This window comes from Arthrobacter sp. Soil782, from assembly GCF_001428435.1.
Classification (GTDB): Bacteria; Actinomycetota; Actinomycetes; order Actinomycetales; family Micrococcaceae; genus Arthrobacter_D; species Arthrobacter_D parietis.
Window position 1 is genome coordinate 25,198 of record NZ_LMSO01000012.1, and the last position, 15,600, is coordinate 40,797.

Genomic DNA, 15,600 nt, shown 5'->3' on the forward strand with positions numbered 1-15,600 from the left:
ATAGGCGGGAACGAGCTGAGCGCTTGGCACGTCAGGCTGCGGCCAACGCAGCAGCGCCGTCCAGCCCGGTGTGCACTGGAATCAACGCTTTCCCGGCACCGGTTTCCACCTGTCCGGATAATCCGCTGCCCCGCCGTGAAGCCCGCACCGGAACGGTAGCCCCGGTAGTTTCCTTACGCCCCCGTGATGCCCAACGCACCGAACGACGACGCCGCGCAGCCAGCACTCGCCGCGACGTTTCCTTCGCCGGACTCAGCCAGAAGGTTGCCATTGCGGCCGCTGCCTCGGGCATGGTGCTCACGGTTGCGCTGCCCACCACCGCCGCAGTGGTGCCCGCTGAAACCCAAACCGTGGCTGCTGCAGCTGAGCAGGAAGAACTGCAGCCAGTGCAGGCTGCCGCCGGTGCGGACGTCTCATTTGACCGCGCGGCACTGCACAGCACCTTCGACCCCGATGCAAAGCTTGCCGAAATTGTTTCCGCATCCGGTGGAGACATCGTGACTGCCGAGGCCAAGGGCTCTCTCTCGGCACCCTTGGACCGCATGGTGATGAGCTCCGCTTTCGGAACCAGGATCAGCCCGATCACCGGGGCAGGGGAACTCCACACCGGACAGGACATGAGCGAAGCCTGCGGGACCTCCGTCTTGGCGGCTGCGGCCGGCACCGTCACCTTTGCAGGCTGGCACGCATACGGGGGCGGCAACCGCGTGGTGATCAAGCATGCCAACGGACTGGAAACCACCTACAACCACCTGTCGGCCATGGACGTGGCGGTGGGCCAGGTTGTGGAGCGTGGCGACGCCATAGCACGCGTGGGTTCCACAGGCGCCTCAACCGGATGCCACCTGCATTTTGAGGTCCTTGTCGACGGCAAGAACGTCGATCCGCTCGGCTGGCTCTGAGCCGTTTTCCGCGCCGGTTTGGCGGCTTCGTAATCATGAACACACCGTTCCGTGACCGGAATGTGACATAGCCAAAGAACTGATGTACCGTCTAACTCGTGCCGAATCGCAGGGGGTTCGGCGCACTCGTGCAGATCGCCTAGCTCTGCCACTGTACGAGTTCCGTTCGCAACAATCGCATGGCAGAGGCGGGGGAACCAATTGTGGGCTTCTTCTTGAAGTCCTTGGGGTTAAGTCGCTGGATCTGAGACGATCCGCGGCCGGGTGACTCCCATCCGAATCCGACAGCTCACCTCGCAGGCGTAGGGAGAGGCAATTCAACGTGTCAAATAGCTCTGCGCTGGGGCGCCATCGTGCGGTTCCGGCTCATACAAACTCGCTCGCAGCCATTTCCAGGGCTGTGTCTTCGAACGCAGGTTCCGTAGGACGCCAGGCAGCAGTCATCGTCGCTGCTTCCGGACTCGTCCTCACCGCAGGCCTTCCGGCTCATGGCGCTTCTGACGCCCAGCGCTCGGCCCAGGCAGTCAAGACCCTCAGTGCCGTGGCAGCTCAGCCGGTCAGCGTCAGCGCCGCCGCTGACGCAACCGTCACCTTCGAGCGAGCAGCCGTTGAAGCTGTAGCAGCTCCGGTCGTCGAGGCTGTTGAGCCCGCCCCAGCCGTCACAGTGCAGGCTGAAGCAGTAGTTCAGAATGAAGCAGCTGTGGCCGCTCCGGCCCCGGTCGTTGAGCCCGCCGTCGAGGTTGCGGCAGCTCCCCAGGCAGAGGTTGAGGTAAAGGCTCCCGCAGCTGAGGGCCCGGCTCCCGTCGAGGCGCCCACCTCCAGCGGAATCGGCGCAGCGCTCGTAGGCTCGGCCTACTCGCAGATCGGCGTTGCCCAGGATTGCACCGCCATGGTTGAGAAGGCACTGCGCTCAATCGGCAAGTCGGTCGGGGACATCGCGCCGAGCGATTTCTTCGCTTTCGGCTCAGTCGTTTCCACTCCTGCACCCGGTGACCTCGTTGTCTCCGCAGGTCACGTTGCCATCTACGTAGGTAACGGCCAGGTCATCAGCGGTGGCCTGAACGGTATGAATACCGGGCTGCACAGCCTGTCCGATCTCGCTGGCTCTAGCTTCGTCCGCGTTAGCTAAGACCAGATACCTGGAGCACACACACATGACCTCTAACACCCGTGCCATAGCGCGCCACCGCGCCGAAGTGCAGCGTTCACCCCATCTCTCCTCCATTGCCCGCGCCGTCAGTGACAACGCCGGCGGCGTAGGTCGCCAGGCAGCCGTCATCGCGGCGGCTTCGGGCCTCGTTCTGTCCAGCGGAGTCGCGGCCAACGCAGTGGAGCTGCCCGCGGAGCGCAACACCGTCACCACCACGCTTGAGGTCCAGGACGCCCAGGCCCCGGTCCAGGCCCCAGCGGATGCCAAGATCTCCTTCAACAAGGCTGCCGTCAAGGCAGTAGCGGCGCCCACTGTGGCTGCCCCTGTTGTCGAGGCTTCACCTGTTGTGCAGCCGCAGGCCCAGACCATTGAAGCCGCTCCGGTCGCAGAAACAGCTCCGGTCGCAGAAGCAGCACCCGCCGTTGTGGCGGAGGCGGCTGTCGCCATACAGGCAGCGGCTCCTGTTGCTGCACCGGCTGTGATCGCCGAGAAGCCAGCGCCCGCAGCTCCCCAGGTCTCCTCGGGTGTAGCGGCCACCATTGCTGCCGCTGCGCAGGGTCAGCTCGGAGTAATCCAGGATTGCACCCGCCTCGCCAGCAACGCCCTTGCCGCTGCTGGCATCAACTTCCATGGATGGCCGGCCGGCTACCTCTCCCTCGGCCGCACGGTCAGCGCCGCGGAAGCTATTCCCGGCGACCTCATCTACTACGCTGACGGTGGCATGGGCGCAGCCCACATCGCCGTATACATCGGTGGAGGGCAGGCCGTTCATGGTGGTTTCAATGGCAACCAGACCGTTGTGGCACCTGCAGAACTCGGCTCCGGCGGTGTTTACATCCGCGTTGGCGGCTGATCTCCCTTACCCTCCCTCGACAAAGCCCTCTGCCTATCAGGCGGAGGGCTTTGTCGTGCGTGGCGATTGACGGATCCTCCGGGCAACGGCTTACTCTTGCACTGTCAATCCGAAGTACCTTCGCCGTAGCTTCAAGGACCTCAGGGATTCAATCCCTGCGGCTATGAATGGCAAAGAGGAATGTGCATGCGCACTCTCGTTCTGAATGCTGGATACGAACCACTGGCGGTCGTGACCTTCCGCCGGGCGCTCGTGCTTGTTCTTACGGGCAAGGCCAGTGTCGTCGCAGAAGGGGAGGACCCGGTAGTGGGCCCCAACGAAGTGCTGTCGCGGCCATCAGTCATCCTCCTCAACAGGTATGTGAAGATCCCCTACCGAAGCGGCACAGTCGCGACCCGCCGCGGAGTGCTCCGGCGTGACAACCACGTGTGCGCCTACTGCGGCAAGCCTGCCTCGACCATTGATCACGTTGTTCCGCGATCGCGTGGGGGCGAGGACAGTTGGGAGAATCTGGTGGCCTGCTGCCTACGCTGCAACAACGCCAAGGGTGACAAGACACTGGCCTCGCTGGGTTGGTCCCTGCGAATTGTGCCTACGCCGCCCCGGGGGACGTTCTGGCAGATCCGGGAACTGGAAAAACCGCTGCCGCAGTGGAGCGAATTCCTGCCCGCTGACAACGCCGCGTGAGCAATACACGCGACGGCCGGGGCGCCGGTAGCATTGCCGCCGGTGTCGGTGGCGCCAGCGAGTTGATGTACGACGCCGTTGTGCTCACCGGAGGCAGGTCCTCAAGGCTCGGAGGGGTCCCCAAGTCAACCCTGATCGTCGATGGATTCTCCCTTCTGGAACGAACCTGCAGCGCTCTGAATGAAGCCCGCCGGCTTGTCGTTGTTGGCGGACCGGCGCCCGATCTGCCGCCCCGGGCGGAACTGGTACGGGAAGACCCGCCCTTCGGGGGGCCGGCAGCGGCGGTGAGCGCCGCCGTCGTACATCTGATGACCGATCCCGCGCCCTGGGTGTTTGTGCTTGCCTGCGACATGCCGCGGATCAGCGACGCACTGCCTGCACTTATGCGAGGCGCCGCTGAAACGAGCGCCTCGGTTCTGGCTCACGACGGCGGCAGGGACCAACCGCTTGCCGCACTGTACCGCTGGGCTGACCTGGCCACAACGGAAAAGCAGGAAGTAAGGAATCTGTCTATGCGCGCGCTCCTTGCTAGGGTGACATGGAGTCCAGTCGAAGTTCCCGCGGGCTCAACCACTGACATTGACACGTGGTCCGATGCCCGGCAGTTCGGGGTGGAGGAGCCAGGCGCGGGCAGATAGCGGAAGGTTCACCATGGAGGATCGGGAACGCCTGCTCAGGCAGTGGAGCGAGAAGCTTCTGGAAACGTTTGAACTCGAGGACATCGAGGTCGATGTCGATGCCGTGTTGGCGCTGGCCGGTCAGGCGGCGCACTCGGTTGTTCGACCCGCAGCGCCGCTCACCACCTTCATCGCCGGTTATGCAGCCGGAATGGCCGTCGGGACCGGGCAGGCAGACAGCGGAACGGCCATGCGGTCAGCGCTGCTGGCCGCCCATGCGGCGTGCCCGCCCGTCGCCGGGTCGGAAGACCGCCGATGAGCAGTGCAGGGCACGAGTTGAGCTGGCAGGAGGCCCGGCGGCTGGCGTATGAATCGGCATCTCCCAAGCCTGTACAGACCGTGAACCTCGCGGACGCTCTGGGCCAGACCCTTGCTGAACCTGTCGTGGCGCTGCAGCCCATCCCGCACTACGCGTCCTCGGCGATGGACGGTTGGGCGCTCAGCGGTGAGCCGCCGTGGACGCTGATCACACCCGTTCAGGAGGATGAGAGCCCCTGGCATCGGGCACACGAGCACAAGAAGTCCGGCTATGCCACGCTGGAACCCGGTCAGGCCACGTTCATCCTTACAGGCGGCGTGGTGCCCCGAGGGGCTACCGGAATTCTTCGTTCTGAGCACGGAGCCATCCGCGATGGCATGCTCACCCGCAATGACCGTGCCCGCCCCGACGAGCCGCTCGAGAACGAACATATCCGCCCGGCAGGTGAGGAAGCGGCAGAGGGAGCGCAGGCCATAGCTGCCGGTGCGGTGCTCAATCCCGCGCAGATCGCGCTGGCCGCAGTCTGCGGGTATGACACGCTTCCCGTACTCCGTGCGCCACGGGTGTCCCTGCTGTTGACCGGTGATGAAGTGATCGAGGCAGGGTTGCCCGAGGCGGGCCAGGTTCGCGATACCTTCGGCCCGCAGCTGCCCGGCCTGCTCACCATGCTGGGCGGCCACGTGGATACGGTGGCCCGCGCGCGTGATGATCTGGACGACGTCGTTGCTGCCATCAGCGCCGAGGCCACAGATGAAGTCTCTCTCGCGAGGGCTTCCGGAGACGTCCTGATCAGCACCGGCGGCACCGGTTCCTCGGATGCGGACCACATCCGCCGCGCGCTGGCTGTGCTCGAGGCTGAGCTTCTCATCGACGGCATCGCCATGCGCCCCGGACACCCTACGCTCCTGGCACGGCTGCCGGACGGCCGATTCTTTGTGGGCCTGCCCGGCAACCCGCTCGCCGCGATGATGGCGCTGTTCACGGTGGGAGCACCGCTGTTGGCCGGTCTGCGGGGAGCCGCATTCCCGGAGTCCCGCTCAGTCCTGGCAGGTGAGGCCTTCAAGCCGCTGGAAGGGCGCACTCGGCTGGTGCCGTACCGCCTGGAGAACGGGCGCGCCATGCCCACTGTCCATCACCGTTCGGGCATGCTGCGCGGGCTGGCGGATGCCGACGGCGTCCTCGTTGTGCCTGAACACGGTTGCGAGCCGGACGAAAAGGTACCGGCTCTGACCCTGCCGTGGTTCAGCTAGCAGCACGCTTGTGCAGCTGAAACCCGGCAGGGCCAGTACCTGTCAGACGGTAGCCGGCATGTTCTCCTTCGCGTTTTCCTCGCCGGTGCCGCCGGCCGGCCCGTCAGCTGCCGGCTCCAGCCGGATGATGACGCCCTTGGAGACCGGCGTGTTGCTGCCCTTCACGGTGTCGTCCAGCGGAACCAGGACGTTTGCCTCCGGATAGTATGCAGCCGCACAGCCGCGTGCGGTGGGGTACGCAACCGCCCGGAACTTGCGCAGCGCGCGGTCCTTACCGTCCAGGTACTCGCCGTGCACGTCGACAAGATCGCCGTCCTTGAAGCCGAGTTCCGCTAGATCCTCGGGATTCACAAACACCACATGGCGGCCCTTCTTGATGCCGCGGTAGCGGTCGTTGTAGCCGTAGATGGTCGTGTTGAACTGGTCATGCGAGCGCATGGTCTGGAGGATCAGGCGGCCTGGCGGGCACTCCATCGGGTCCAGCTCGTTGACGGTGATCATCGCCTTGCCGCTGGGGGTATTGAACTTCCGCGAATCACGCGGCCCGTTGGCCAGCAGGAAGCCGTCCTTCTCGCGGATCCGCCGGTTGTAGTTCTCACACCCTGGAACCACGTGTGCAATGTGGTCCCGGATGCGGTCGTAGTCGTCCTCGAATCCCTGCCAGTCAGCGTCAATGCGGTCACCGACGGTGGCCCGTGCCAACCGGCTCACGATGGCAACCTCGGACAGCAGCCCTGGTGCCACCGGGTCTACCCTGCCTTCAGAGGAGTGCACGGCGCTGACGGTGTCCTCAACCGAGACGAACTGCGGGCCGGTTGCCTGGATGTCGATTTCGGTGCGGCCAAGCGTGGGAAGGATGAGCGCTTCTGCGTCCTCACTGATAACCGTGTGGGAGCGATTGAGCTTGGTGGAGATCTGCGCGTTCATCTCAAGGTTCTGCATGGCCGCTTCGGTGGCTGCGGTGTCCGACATCGCTGCGACGAAGTTGCCGCCGAGCGCGAGGAAGAACTTGATGTGGCCGTCGCGCATTCCCCTGACCGCCGCGACGGAGTCCACGCCGTGCTCGCGGGGTGGTTCAAACCGGAACTCCTTACCGAGCGCGTCCAGGAACGAGTCCGGCATCTGCTCCCAAATGCCCATGGTGCGGTCGCCCTGCACATTGGAGTGTCCGCGGATGGGAGAGGCGCCCGCGCCAGGCCGGCCCATGTTCCCGCGCAGCAGCAGCAGGTTGATCATTTCCTTGATGGTGCCGACGCCGTTCTTCTGCTGCGTGACGCCCATGGCCCAGGTAATGATGGTCCTCTTGGACCTGATGTAGCGGTCGGCCAGTTCGTCGATCTCTTCAGAACGCAGCCCCGTCGCCTCCAGCACGGTCTCCTCATCAAGACCCGACAGGTGTTCTCTTAGTTCGTCCAGCCCCTCACAGTATTCAGCGATGAATTCATGATCCAGCACCGTGCCGGGGTTCCTGTCCTCGGCCTCGAGGACCCGCTTGGACACCGCCTGAAGCAGCGCCATGTCGCCGCCGCTTCGGATCTGCAGGAACTGGTCGGCAAGATCGGTGCCGCGACCCACTACGCCCTTGGGTTTCTGGGGATTCTTGAACCGGCGCAGGCCGGCCTCGGGCAGCGGGTTGACTGCCACTATCTGGCCGCCGTTTTCCTTCTGCTTCTCCATGGCGCTCAACATCCGCGGATGGTTGGTCCCGGGATTCTGGCCGATGACGATCATCAGGTCGCATGTCAGGTAGTCGTTGTATGCGACGGTCGCTTTGCCGATCCCGATGGTCTGGCCCATGGCAACGCCGGATGACTCGTGGCACATGTTCGAGCAGTCGGGCATGTTGTTGGTGCCCAGTGCACGGATGAACAGCTGGTAGATGAATGCTGCCTCATTGGACGCGCGCCCGCTCGTGTAGAACGCCGCTTCGTCGGGAGAGGCGAGGCTCTTCAGCTTGTCCGAGATGATCGTGATCGCCCTGTCCCAGCTGACGGGCCGGTAGTGATCCTCACCGGCCGCCTTGTAGACGGGTTCAGTCAGCCTGCCCTGCATGCCGAGCCAGTACTCTGACCGTCCGCGCAGTTCGGTGATGGAATGTTCTGCCCAGAAATCGGAGGACACGGTGACCGGTGTGGCCTCCCAGGTGACCGCCTTGGCGCCGTTCTCGCAGTATTCAAAGGTGCTGCGGTGATCCGACGGGTCCGGCCAGGCGCAGCTCATGCAGTCGAAGCCCTGCTTTTGGTTCATCCGGAGCAGCGTGCGGGCGCTTCGTTCGACACCCATATGCTTCAAAGCAGGCTGCATGGAGTGGTACACGCCGGGCAATCCGGCCGCCCATTCCTTGGGTGTACCGACATCGAGATCATTCTCGTCTGCTTCTTCGACGGGAGGGTTTGAGCGAGTCATCGCGCATCCTTTCTAGGCCGCTTCTCAGCGCTGAGTGGTCCTACCTGACCCATTGTCGCTCAGGAGCAGCGAATGTGGGATACGGGCAGCACCGGTCGCTGGAGGTCGAAGCGTCCATTAGGCTCGATCCAGACCCAAGCGGAAGGCAGATTGATGACCCGGGTGATGGACAGGCGCCGGATTACGCGCTACCGGCTGGACGGCACGGTCAGCCGGCGGGAGGACCGCCTGGCCGGCGAGGAACCCCTGGAGATCAGGCTGGGCGGACGCGCCTTCAGCGTCACCATGCGCACCCCGGGCGATGATTTCGATCTGGTCGCAGGTTTTCTCGTCTCCGAAGGCGTCGTTGCCGAGCCCGGTGAAATCCTCGCGCTTCGCTATTGCGCCGGGGTGGACGAGGAGGGCCGGCAGACCTTCAACGTGGTCGAGGCCCAGCTCCGCCCGGACGTCGCGCTGCCGGATACATCGATGGAACGCCATGTCTATACCTCCAGTTCCTGCGGCATCTGTGGAACAGCCTCCATTGACGCGGTCCGGAAGTCGGGCCGCTTCGACGTGCACGACGACGACGGCACCGTGGATCTGCCGGTCCTTGCCTCCCTGCCGGACCGGCTGCGGACCAGCCAGAAGCTTTTCGACCGTACGGGCGGCGTCCACGCGGCGGGACTGTTCTCCCGGGACGGCGAGCTCCTGTGCCTCCGTGAGGACGTGGGCAGGCACAACGCCGTGGACAAGGTGGTGGGTTGGGCACTCCGCTCGGATCTGCTGCCGCTGCGGGGAACAATTCTGCAGGTCTCTGGACGCGCCTCGTTCGAGCTGGTCCAGAAGGCACACCTTGCCGGTATACCGATCCTCGCGGCCGTGAGCGCCCCGTCGTCGTTGGCTGCGGACCTGGCGGAGGAATCCGGGATCACGCTTGTCGGTTTCAGCCGGGGGCAGACACTGAACTGCTACACACACCCGCAGCGTATTGTCGCAGGCTCAAACCCGGAATAGGGGCACCGGGCCCGGAGTTGCACACCAGTATGGAACTTGGCATCTTCAGCTTCGGCGACATCCACCCGAACCCGGTAACCGGCGAACGGGTATCACCCGAACAACGGATGGCCGATCTGCTGGAGCGGGCACGGCTTGCCGATGAGGTGGGCCTGCACTACTTCGGTATCGGAGAACATCACCGGCCGGATTACGCGGTGTCCTCGGTGGTGCCGGTTCTGGCCGCCGCCGCCGCACAGACCCGGCAGATCCACGTGGGATCAGCGGTCACCGTACTCAGCACCGAGGATCCGGTGCGCGTCTTCCAACAGTTCGCCACCCTCGACCTGCTCTCCGGCGGACGGGCGGAACTGACCGCCGGCCGCGGCTCCTTCATCGAGTCCTACCCGCTGTTCGGTGCTGCCCTCGAAGACTACGACGCACTCTATGAGGAAAAGATCGACCTTCTGCTGCGCCTCAACGCCGAGGAACGGTTGACCTGGTCCGGCCGTTTTCGGCCGCCGCTTCAGGATGCGCTGATCCTGCCGAGACCGGTCCGGGAGCAGTTGGACATTTGGATCGCAACCGGTGGGACGCCGTCGTCGTCGGTGCGTGCTGCACGGCTGGGCACATCGGTCATTTACGCGCTGCTGGGTGGTGCCGTCGACAATTTCGCGCAGCACGCCGCGCTCTACCGGGAACAGTTCGACGCGAGGGGGACAGCCGTGCCGCGGGTCGGCGTCAGCGGCGTCGGGTTGATCCTCCGTGACGGAGCCAAGGAGGCCTTCCGTCCGCACTGGCTCGACAGCATGACCCGTATTTCCGCGGAACGCGGCTTTCCCAAACCCAGCGGAGTCACTTACAACATGCAGGCGGCGCGTACGGGGGCGCTCTATGTCGGTACCCCTGAAGAAGTGGCGGAGAAGATTGTTCTCACGCACGCCGCCATGGGCCATGACCGGCACATCCTCCAGCTCGACTTCTCATCGGTGCCCCAGGCACAGGTTCTTGAGTCCATCGAACTGTTGGGTACACAGGTGCTGCCCCTCGTCAATGACGCCCTCGGCGTCCACCAACTCGAGGACGCCGTTTCCCGGACCGAAAGTGTCCGCGGCGGGTCCTAAGCTTGAAGTTCACTAGCTGGAGGCACCCATGAGCATGGAAGGCGCGGCCTGGAGTTCCCTGTACCGGATCTCCTCCGCCAAGAACGGCAGCAACAAATTTTCCAGGGAAACGCTGAAGCGGATCTTGTCCTTTGCCGTGCCGTACCGGGTCAAGCTGGTGCTCTTCATCGCGCTGTCAGTGGTATCCGCGTTCCTGGCGGTTGCCACGCCGGTCCTTGCCGGGCAGGTTGTCAACGCGATCATCGCCGAAGCCGCGGTAGAGACCATCGTGTGGCTCGCCGTCGTGATTGCGATTGTGGCCGTAGCTGACACCGGCGTGGGACTGCTGACGCGCTGGTACTCGTCACGGATCGGCGAGGGAGTGATCCTCGATCTACGGACAGCGGTCTTTGACCATGTTCAGAAGATGCCCATCGCGTTCTTCACGCGTACCCGCACTGGCGCGCTGGTGAGCAGGCTCAACAATGACGTGATCGGCGCACAGCAGGCGTTCAGCGGCACGCTGTCCGGCGTGGTGAGTAATCTCGTGGCGCTGATTCTTACCCTGATCGTCATGCTGAGCACGTCCGTGCTGGTCACCGTGCTCGCAATCATCATGCTGCCCATCTTCCTGCTGCCGGCCCGCCGGATGGGCAGCAGGCTGGCGTCCCTCCGGCGCGAGGCTGCAGACTACAACTCCACCATGAGCACTCAGATGACTGAGCGGTTCTCCGCCCCCGGCGCCACGCTGGTCAAGCTCTTCGGGCGCCCTGATGAGGAGTCCGAAGAGTTTCGTGTCCGCGCTGCGCGGGTCCGGGACATCGGTGTCCGGACGGCGATGCTGCAATTCGTGTTCTTCTCCGCGCTGATGCTTGTTTCTGCCCTCGCCCTTGCCCTGGTGTACGGATTGGGCGGCAGCCTGGCGCTCGGCGGCGCGCTGGATACCGGTGAAGTCGTGACGCTGGCGCTGCTGCTCACCCGCCTTTACGCGCCGCTGACATCCCTCGCCAACGCGCGGGTGGAGATCATGAGCGCTCTGGTGAGCTTCGAGCGGGTCTTCGAGGTGCTCGACCTCGACCCACTCATCAAGGAGAAGCCGGACGCGCAGATGATTCCGGCTGGTCCGGTTGCAGTCGAGTTCGACGACGTCCGCTTCGCCTACCCGTCAGCAGACAAAGTCTCCCTCGCTTCGCTGGAGGAGGTCTCAACGCTGGACACCCGAGGCGGTGAGGAGGTGCTGCACGGTGTCAGCTTCCGCATCGAGCCCGGCCAGACCGTTGCACTGGTGGGTACCTCCGGTGCCGGTAAATCCACTATTGCCCAGTTGCTGGCCAGGCTGTATGACGTCGATTCCGGCTCTGTCCGGATTGGCGGTAAGGACGTCCGGGAAACCACGTTCGAGTCGCTGCGGCATACCCTTGGCATGGTGACCCAGGACGGCCACTTGTTCCACGAGACAATCGCCTCCAACCTGAGGTTGGCCCGCCCTGAAGCACGGGATGAGGATCTCTGGGATGCGGTTCGCCGGGCACGGCTGGAGACCCTGATCCAGTCGCTTCCGGATCAACTGGACACCATGGTGGGCGAACGCGGTTACCGGCTTTCCGGTGGGGAGAGGCAACGCATGACCATTGCGCGGCTGCTGCTCGCCCAGCCGCGCGTTGTCATCCTGGATGAAGCCACAGCAGCCCTGGACTCGACGTCGGAAGCCGCCGTTCAGGCCGCACTCACTGAGGCGCTCGCCGGCCGTACGGCTCTGGTGATCGCCCATCGTTTGTCCACCATCCGGAGTGCGGACCAGATCCTGGTCATCGAGGGCGGCCGCATCGCCGAGCGCGGCACGCATGAGGAACTGCTCGCCGCCGGCGGGCGGTATGACGAGCTGCACCGCACACAGTTCGCGGTTCAGAAGTCGGTCGCGCCGGACGAGCCGGCGGAAGCGCTGACCGGCTCCGGAGCCTGAAGCAATGTTTCGCTAGGACGCGGGATTCTTAGGGAGCGGCGCCGGATGGTGCAGCCTGACCGTCCAGCCGTGGCTCCCCGGGCTTCTCCGGAATGTGGAACCGAGGCAGTGTGAGGTTGACCAGCGGGCCCACAAAGAGGGCAAAGGCCACGGTGCCCACGCCGACCGTTCCGCCCAGAGCCCAGCCGATCGCGAGGACCGACACCTCGATGCCCGTCCGCACTGCCCAGATGGGCCAGCCCCAGCGCTTGTGCATGCCGGTCATCAGCCCGTCACGTGGTCCAGGCCCCATGCGCGCCCCAAGGTAGAGACCAGTGGCAACCGCGAGCAGAACCAGGCCGCCGGTAAACAGGAGAATCTGCACCCACAGGACCGTCTGCTGCGGGATGACGGCGAGGCCCACTTCAGCGCTCGGTCCTACCAGGAGGACGTTGAGTACTGTCCCCACGCCGGGCCTTTGGCGGATCGGGATCCAGAGCAGCAGTACGGCTAGACCGATGAGGTTCGTGGTCAGCCCGAAGGGTATGCCGCTCTGGACCGAAACGCCCTGACCCAGCACATCCCAGGGGGACACTCCGATGCCGGCGCGGATCATCATGCCGATCGAGAACCCGTAAAGGAAGAGGCCAACGAGCAGCTGCACGATCCGACGCAGAAGGAGAAGGGACATGGTTCCAGTATCGGTTACGGTCACAGCTCAGATGAGCCGGGCGAGCCTGAGTGTACCGGGGATTGCTAGTCGATGCCGTAGTGCTCGCGGATATCGCTGAGCGAACGCATCACCGAGCCGAGATCGCTCGGAGTGAGGTAGGTGGAGCGATCCTGGGAGTAGACCATGTAGTTGAGCGTTGTTTCTTCGTGCCGATCGGCACTCTCGACGAAGGCGCGCACCGTGTCATCGAGTATCCGATGCAGCTCGGCGGTATCACGTGTCGCGGTATCAATCTCGATGGAGGTGGAGTCGCCGGCACCGATCCTTGCCCACTCCACGCTGACGCGCTCAACGCCATCGATTGCGGAGATCGCCTCTCTATACGTGTCCGCCGGTGACGATGCGCCACAGGCTGGGAGGAGCAGCAAAGCCAGCACAGCAAATAACGAGCTTATGCGTCTCATTGTTGTCGCCTTCCGACGGGAATCACGAAGGACTCTACCGCTGAGGTGTCGCCGGTGAGGAATCGCTGAGTAGAGGGTGACTGAGCGTACTGGGATGCGCGATTGGCGGGATCGTCTTCAGCCTCGCTGATGGAGTGTGCGTAGTTGTTGTAGTCGTGGTTGGCGGCCACGTCGCTCCAGCCGCTGCCGGGCGGGTCCGGAAGGGTGACCTGTTCATCGGATTGCTCCGGCACCGCACCATTGACGCTCGTACCTCCAAGATCGAGGCGTGGGACGACGTCGTTCTGATGCTGGAATGAAATGACATCAACGTTCGAGGGCATAGCCGTCCCGTCAACCGGTGAGCCGAACGTCATCACGTTGGTGACGTTGTACCGCTCCAGGAACACAGGGTCCGAGGCTAGCGAGGCCGCGATCATTCCGCCCTGCGAATGTCCTGACAGCATCACCGGCGCGCCGGGTTCGATCCCCGCCCCTTCCATGGCCAACGCAACGGTCGCGGCCGCAGTCGACATCTGGCCCGAAGCGCTCACCAGATTGCCGGTCAAGTCAGCCGAGATCGCAGAAGTAACAGGATTCCATGACTGGGTTCCCGGAATGCTCAGGATGTAGGCGGGACCCTCGGCGTTTTCTACCCGCGTGATTCGGACAGCACCGTCAGCGGTGGATGGATTGCTCGCGTCACCGTATGCCTGGGCCGTGAGGAACGCCAGCGCAGCAAGATCTGTTGGCACCACGCTGTCCAGATGTTGTGAGGGCCCACGGTTCATGCCGTCCCGGGACACGCTGACAGGAATCGGCTCTCCGGCCCAGGGCGTTCCGTCGTCGAGCAGCAGTGGAGCCCACTGGCCGAACGTCCCGGCAGTGACAGTGAAATCGACGAAGCTGCTCCCCGCCAACGCGACCGACGCTGACAATTCCATGATCGATGGCGGACTTCCGGCCAGCATCTCATCGAACAGGCCGCCTGCATGGATGCCGCCATCGACAAGGTCGCGAAACGATTCCGCGATGTTGCCGTATCCCAGTTCCGCCCGGTTCCCGAACCACTCGGCTCCGTCTGCGGTGGTGTCGACAACCCAGTCCGCGCCGCCTGCGACCCACTCCAGTCCGTCGGTGATCCAGTTGCCGTTGTCGTCCCCGCTCGCCTCCCGGGTGCTGGAGGCGAGCGGCTGAGCGGCGGAAGGGGCAGGTGGACCTACCGCGCCGGTGGCACTCGTTCCTTCCTGGGCATCCGCATGACCCACAACCTCGAGGGCGGCCTGCCTCAACTGCTCAGCGATACCCAACAGTGTGGGGCGGTGCCTGCCGGCCCAGTCGGCGCGAAAGTAGTCCGCATCTCCGCCCAGCCAGCCGATGACCGAGAGCTTCCCGGAGACCTGCAGTCCGACCAGCTCGAAATGCGCCGCAGCATTCTCGAGGGAACGGGCAAGCTGACGAACCTGGCCCGGGTCCATCCCGAGGAGCTGGCTCATGCGCTCGCCGCTGCTCCCGCGACGAACTCATAGGCGCCTGCGAGGGCGAAGGTGATTTCGCGGGCCACATGACCGGCTCGCTGCGGAGTCAGGAGCAGAGCGCCGTCTGTGGTGCGCACCGAATAGAGCGTGCTCTCGCTGACTGACCATCGGCCCGCCCAGACCTGCCGGCTCTGCCCGGCCCGCGTGGTCATCGCTGCGCTCAGGACCGCTTCTTCCGGAACGATGGCGGCCGCTTCCGAAGGCGTGAGCGGCATGTGGACGACGGCGTCACCGGAATCGGTCCGGGCATGCACCGCATCAGCTCGAAGTTCGGCGAGCGGCGGAAGGACGCGGCTGATTGCGCCCCAGATGTTTTCCGCGTCGAAGAGAGCTACCTCAAGGGACGGTTCGTGGCCCCGTGCACGGATGCTGCCGTCATTGTCTGTTTCCACGGTGCTGCGGCGGTGAACGCACACACCGCGGTCTGCGGTGAGCGTGAGGTCACTGTTGGCTCCCACGCCGTTGTAGGCAGCAGACAGGCGAAGAAGGATCGCGGGCGAGAGGAATTCCTGCAGAGCCGTATGCCACCGTGGCGACAATTCCGTGCCGGTTGCCAATCCGAGGGAGTTCAGTTCCGCCCACCCGGCATCCGGCGCAGGCGCGCTCGAAGGATCGGTATGGCCTGATTGTGCTGTCGAAGCTGAGCTCAGTGCGAGCGACCAGGCGGCCGGTGATAGACGGACGACGTGAGACGGTGGTGGCACAGTTGAAAGATTCCCCATCCCGTCAAGCTAGTGCAGGC

15 protein-coding genes and 1 riboswitch are annotated in these 15,600 nt (G+C 64.4%); of the genes, 10 read left to right on the top strand and 5 right to left on the bottom strand.

The window, feature by feature from the left end; translation table 11 throughout:
* Positions 1 to 23: 23 nt before the first annotated feature.
* The 7 genes from ASH00_RS15215 (at position 24) to ASH00_RS15245 (ending at position 5,778) form a co-directional block, all read left to right on the top strand.
* Positions 24 to 902, top strand: a complete 879-nt coding sequence (locus tag ASH00_RS15215; protein ID WP_235563341.1) for a M23 family metallopeptidase — start codon at positions 24 to 26, stop codon at positions 900 to 902.
* A gap of 157 nt (positions 903 to 1,059) precedes the next feature.
* A riboswitch (cyclic di-AMP (ydaO/yuaA leader) is annotated at positions 1,060 to 1,219 on the top strand.
* A 5-nt stretch (positions 1,220 to 1,224) separates the two neighbouring features.
* Positions 1,225 to 2,031: a hypothetical protein gene (locus tag ASH00_RS15220; protein WP_056550020.1), complete on the top strand. Its 807-nt coding sequence runs from the start codon at positions 1,225 to 1,227 to the stop codon at positions 2,029 to 2,031.
* Between the two features lie 25 nt (positions 2,032 to 2,056).
* The gene (locus tag ASH00_RS15225) at positions 2,057 to 2,905 is read left to right on the top strand and encodes an NlpC/P60 family protein (protein ID WP_056550023.1); all 849 of its coding nucleotides are present in this window, start codon (positions 2,057 to 2,059) and stop codon (positions 2,903 to 2,905) included.
* A 186-nt stretch (positions 2,906 to 3,091) separates the two neighbouring features.
* Positions 3,092 to 3,592 carry an HNH endonuclease gene (locus ASH00_RS15230; protein WP_056550026.1) on the top strand — a complete coding sequence of 167 codons (501 nt, stop codon included), beginning with the start codon at positions 3,092 to 3,094 and terminating at the stop codon, positions 3,590 to 3,592.
* Positions 3,589 to 4,230: a molybdenum cofactor guanylyltransferase gene (gene mobA, locus ASH00_RS15235; RefSeq protein WP_056550028.1), complete on the top strand. Its 642-nt coding sequence runs from the start codon at positions 3,589 to 3,591 to the stop codon at positions 4,228 to 4,230. Before ASH00_RS15230 ends, mobA begins: the two co-directional genes overlap by 4 nt.
* 13 nt (positions 4,231 to 4,243) lie before the next feature.
* A complete protein-coding gene (locus tag ASH00_RS15240) occupies positions 4,244 to 4,528 on the top strand; it encodes a DUF6457 domain-containing protein (protein ID WP_056550031.1) in 285 nt (94 codons plus the stop codon).
* Positions 4,525 to 5,778 (top strand): molybdopterin molybdotransferase MoeA, encoded by a 1,254-nt coding sequence (locus tag ASH00_RS15245; protein ID WP_056550034.1) that lies wholly within the window; start codon positions 4,525 to 4,527, stop codon positions 5,776 to 5,778. Before ASH00_RS15240 ends, ASH00_RS15245 begins: the two co-directional genes overlap by 4 nt.
* 42 nt (positions 5,779 to 5,820) lie before the next feature.
* Here ASH00_RS15245 and ASH00_RS15250 read toward each other — a convergent pair whose 3' ends face one another.
* On the bottom strand, positions 5,821 to 8,184 hold the full coding sequence (locus tag ASH00_RS15250) for an FdhF/YdeP family oxidoreductase (protein WP_056550037.1): 2,364 nt from the start codon (positions 8,182 to 8,184) through the stop codon (positions 5,821 to 5,823).
* Between the two features lie 153 nt (positions 8,185 to 8,337).
* Between ASH00_RS15250 and fdhD the strand changes: the two genes are divergently transcribed.
* Genes fdhD through ASH00_RS15265 form a run of 3 tightly spaced genes read left to right on the top strand, consistent with a single transcriptional unit; the run spans position 8,338 to position 12,225 of the window.
* Positions 8,338 to 9,180, top strand: a complete 843-nt coding sequence (gene fdhD / locus ASH00_RS15255) for a formate dehydrogenase accessory sulfurtransferase FdhD (protein WP_056550040.1) — start codon at positions 8,338 to 8,340, stop codon at positions 9,178 to 9,180.
* Between the two features lie 29 nt (positions 9,181 to 9,209).
* Positions 9,210 to 10,283, top strand: coding sequence for an LLM class flavin-dependent oxidoreductase (locus ASH00_RS15260; protein WP_056550043.1), 1,074 nt, complete (start codon positions 9,210 to 9,212; stop codon positions 10,281 to 10,283).
* Between the two features lie 28 nt (positions 10,284 to 10,311).
* Positions 10,312 to 12,225 (top strand): ABC transporter ATP-binding protein, encoded by a 1,914-nt coding sequence (locus tag ASH00_RS15265; RefSeq protein WP_056550046.1) that lies wholly within the window; start codon positions 10,312 to 10,314, stop codon positions 12,223 to 12,225.
* A 28-nt stretch (positions 12,226 to 12,253) separates the two neighbouring features.
* Here ASH00_RS15265 and yczE read toward each other — a convergent pair whose 3' ends face one another.
* The 4 genes from yczE to ASH00_RS15285 all read right to left on the bottom strand — a co-directional run bounded on the left by yczE (position 12,254) and on the right by ASH00_RS15285 (position 15,562).
* The gene (gene yczE / locus ASH00_RS15270) at positions 12,254 to 12,895 is read right to left on the bottom strand and encodes a membrane protein YczE (RefSeq protein ID WP_056550049.1); all 642 of its coding nucleotides are present in this window, start codon (positions 12,893 to 12,895) and stop codon (positions 12,254 to 12,256) included.
* A 65-nt stretch (positions 12,896 to 12,960) separates the two neighbouring features.
* Positions 12,961 to 13,341 carry a hypothetical protein gene (locus ASH00_RS15275; protein ID WP_157359177.1) on the bottom strand — a complete coding sequence of 127 codons (381 nt, stop codon included), beginning with the start codon at positions 13,339 to 13,341 and terminating at the stop codon, positions 12,961 to 12,963.
* Entirely contained in the window at positions 13,338 to 14,816 is a 1,479-nt protein-coding gene (locus ASH00_RS15280) for a PGAP1-like alpha/beta domain-containing protein (RefSeq protein ID WP_056550054.1), read from the bottom strand. Before ASH00_RS15280 ends, ASH00_RS15275 begins: the two co-directional genes overlap by 4 nt.
* Positions 14,813 to 15,562, bottom strand: a complete 750-nt coding sequence (locus ASH00_RS15285) for an ESX secretion-associated protein EspG (protein ID WP_157359178.1) — start codon at positions 15,560 to 15,562, stop codon at positions 14,813 to 14,815. Before ASH00_RS15285 ends, ASH00_RS15280 begins: the two co-directional genes overlap by 4 nt.
* Positions 15,563 to 15,600 lie beyond the last annotated feature (38 nt).

Coding starts and splice junctions, on each gene's coding strand:
- yczE (WP_056550049.1), bottom strand. CDS start 12,895: ATGTCCCTTCTCCTTCTGCGTCGGATCGTGCAGCTGCTCGTTGGCCTC.
- ASH00_RS15245 (WP_056550034.1), top strand. CDS start 4,525: ATGAGCAGTGCAGGGCACGAGTTGAGCTGGCAGGAGGCCCGGCGGCTG.
- fdhD (WP_056550040.1), top strand. CDS start 8,338: ATGACCCGGGTGATGGACAGGCGCCGGATTACGCGCTACCGGCTGGAC.
- ASH00_RS15225 (WP_056550023.1), top strand. CDS start 2,057: ATGACCTCTAACACCCGTGCCATAGCGCGCCACCGCGCCGAAGTGCAG.
- ASH00_RS15250 (WP_056550037.1), bottom strand. CDS start 8,184: ATGACTCGCTCAAACCCTCCCGTCGAAGAAGCAGACGAGAATGATCTC.
- ASH00_RS15275 (WP_157359177.1), bottom strand. CDS start 13,341: ATGAGACGCATAAGCTCGTTATTTGCTGTGCTGGCTTTGCTGCTCCTC.
- ASH00_RS15260 (WP_056550043.1), top strand. CDS start 9,210: ATGGAACTTGGCATCTTCAGCTTCGGCGACATCCACCCGAACCCGGTA.
- ASH00_RS15280 (WP_056550054.1), bottom strand. CDS start 14,816: ATGAGCCAGCTCCTCGGGATGGACCCGGGCCAGGTTCGTCAGCTTGCC.
- ASH00_RS15230 (WP_056550026.1), top strand. CDS start 3,092: ATGCGCACTCTCGTTCTGAATGCTGGATACGAACCACTGGCGGTCGTG.
- ASH00_RS15265 (WP_056550046.1), top strand. CDS start 10,312: ATGAGCATGGAAGGCGCGGCCTGGAGTTCCCTGTACCGGATCTCCTCC.
- ASH00_RS15240 (WP_056550031.1), top strand. CDS start 4,244: ATGGAGGATCGGGAACGCCTGCTCAGGCAGTGGAGCGAGAAGCTTCTG.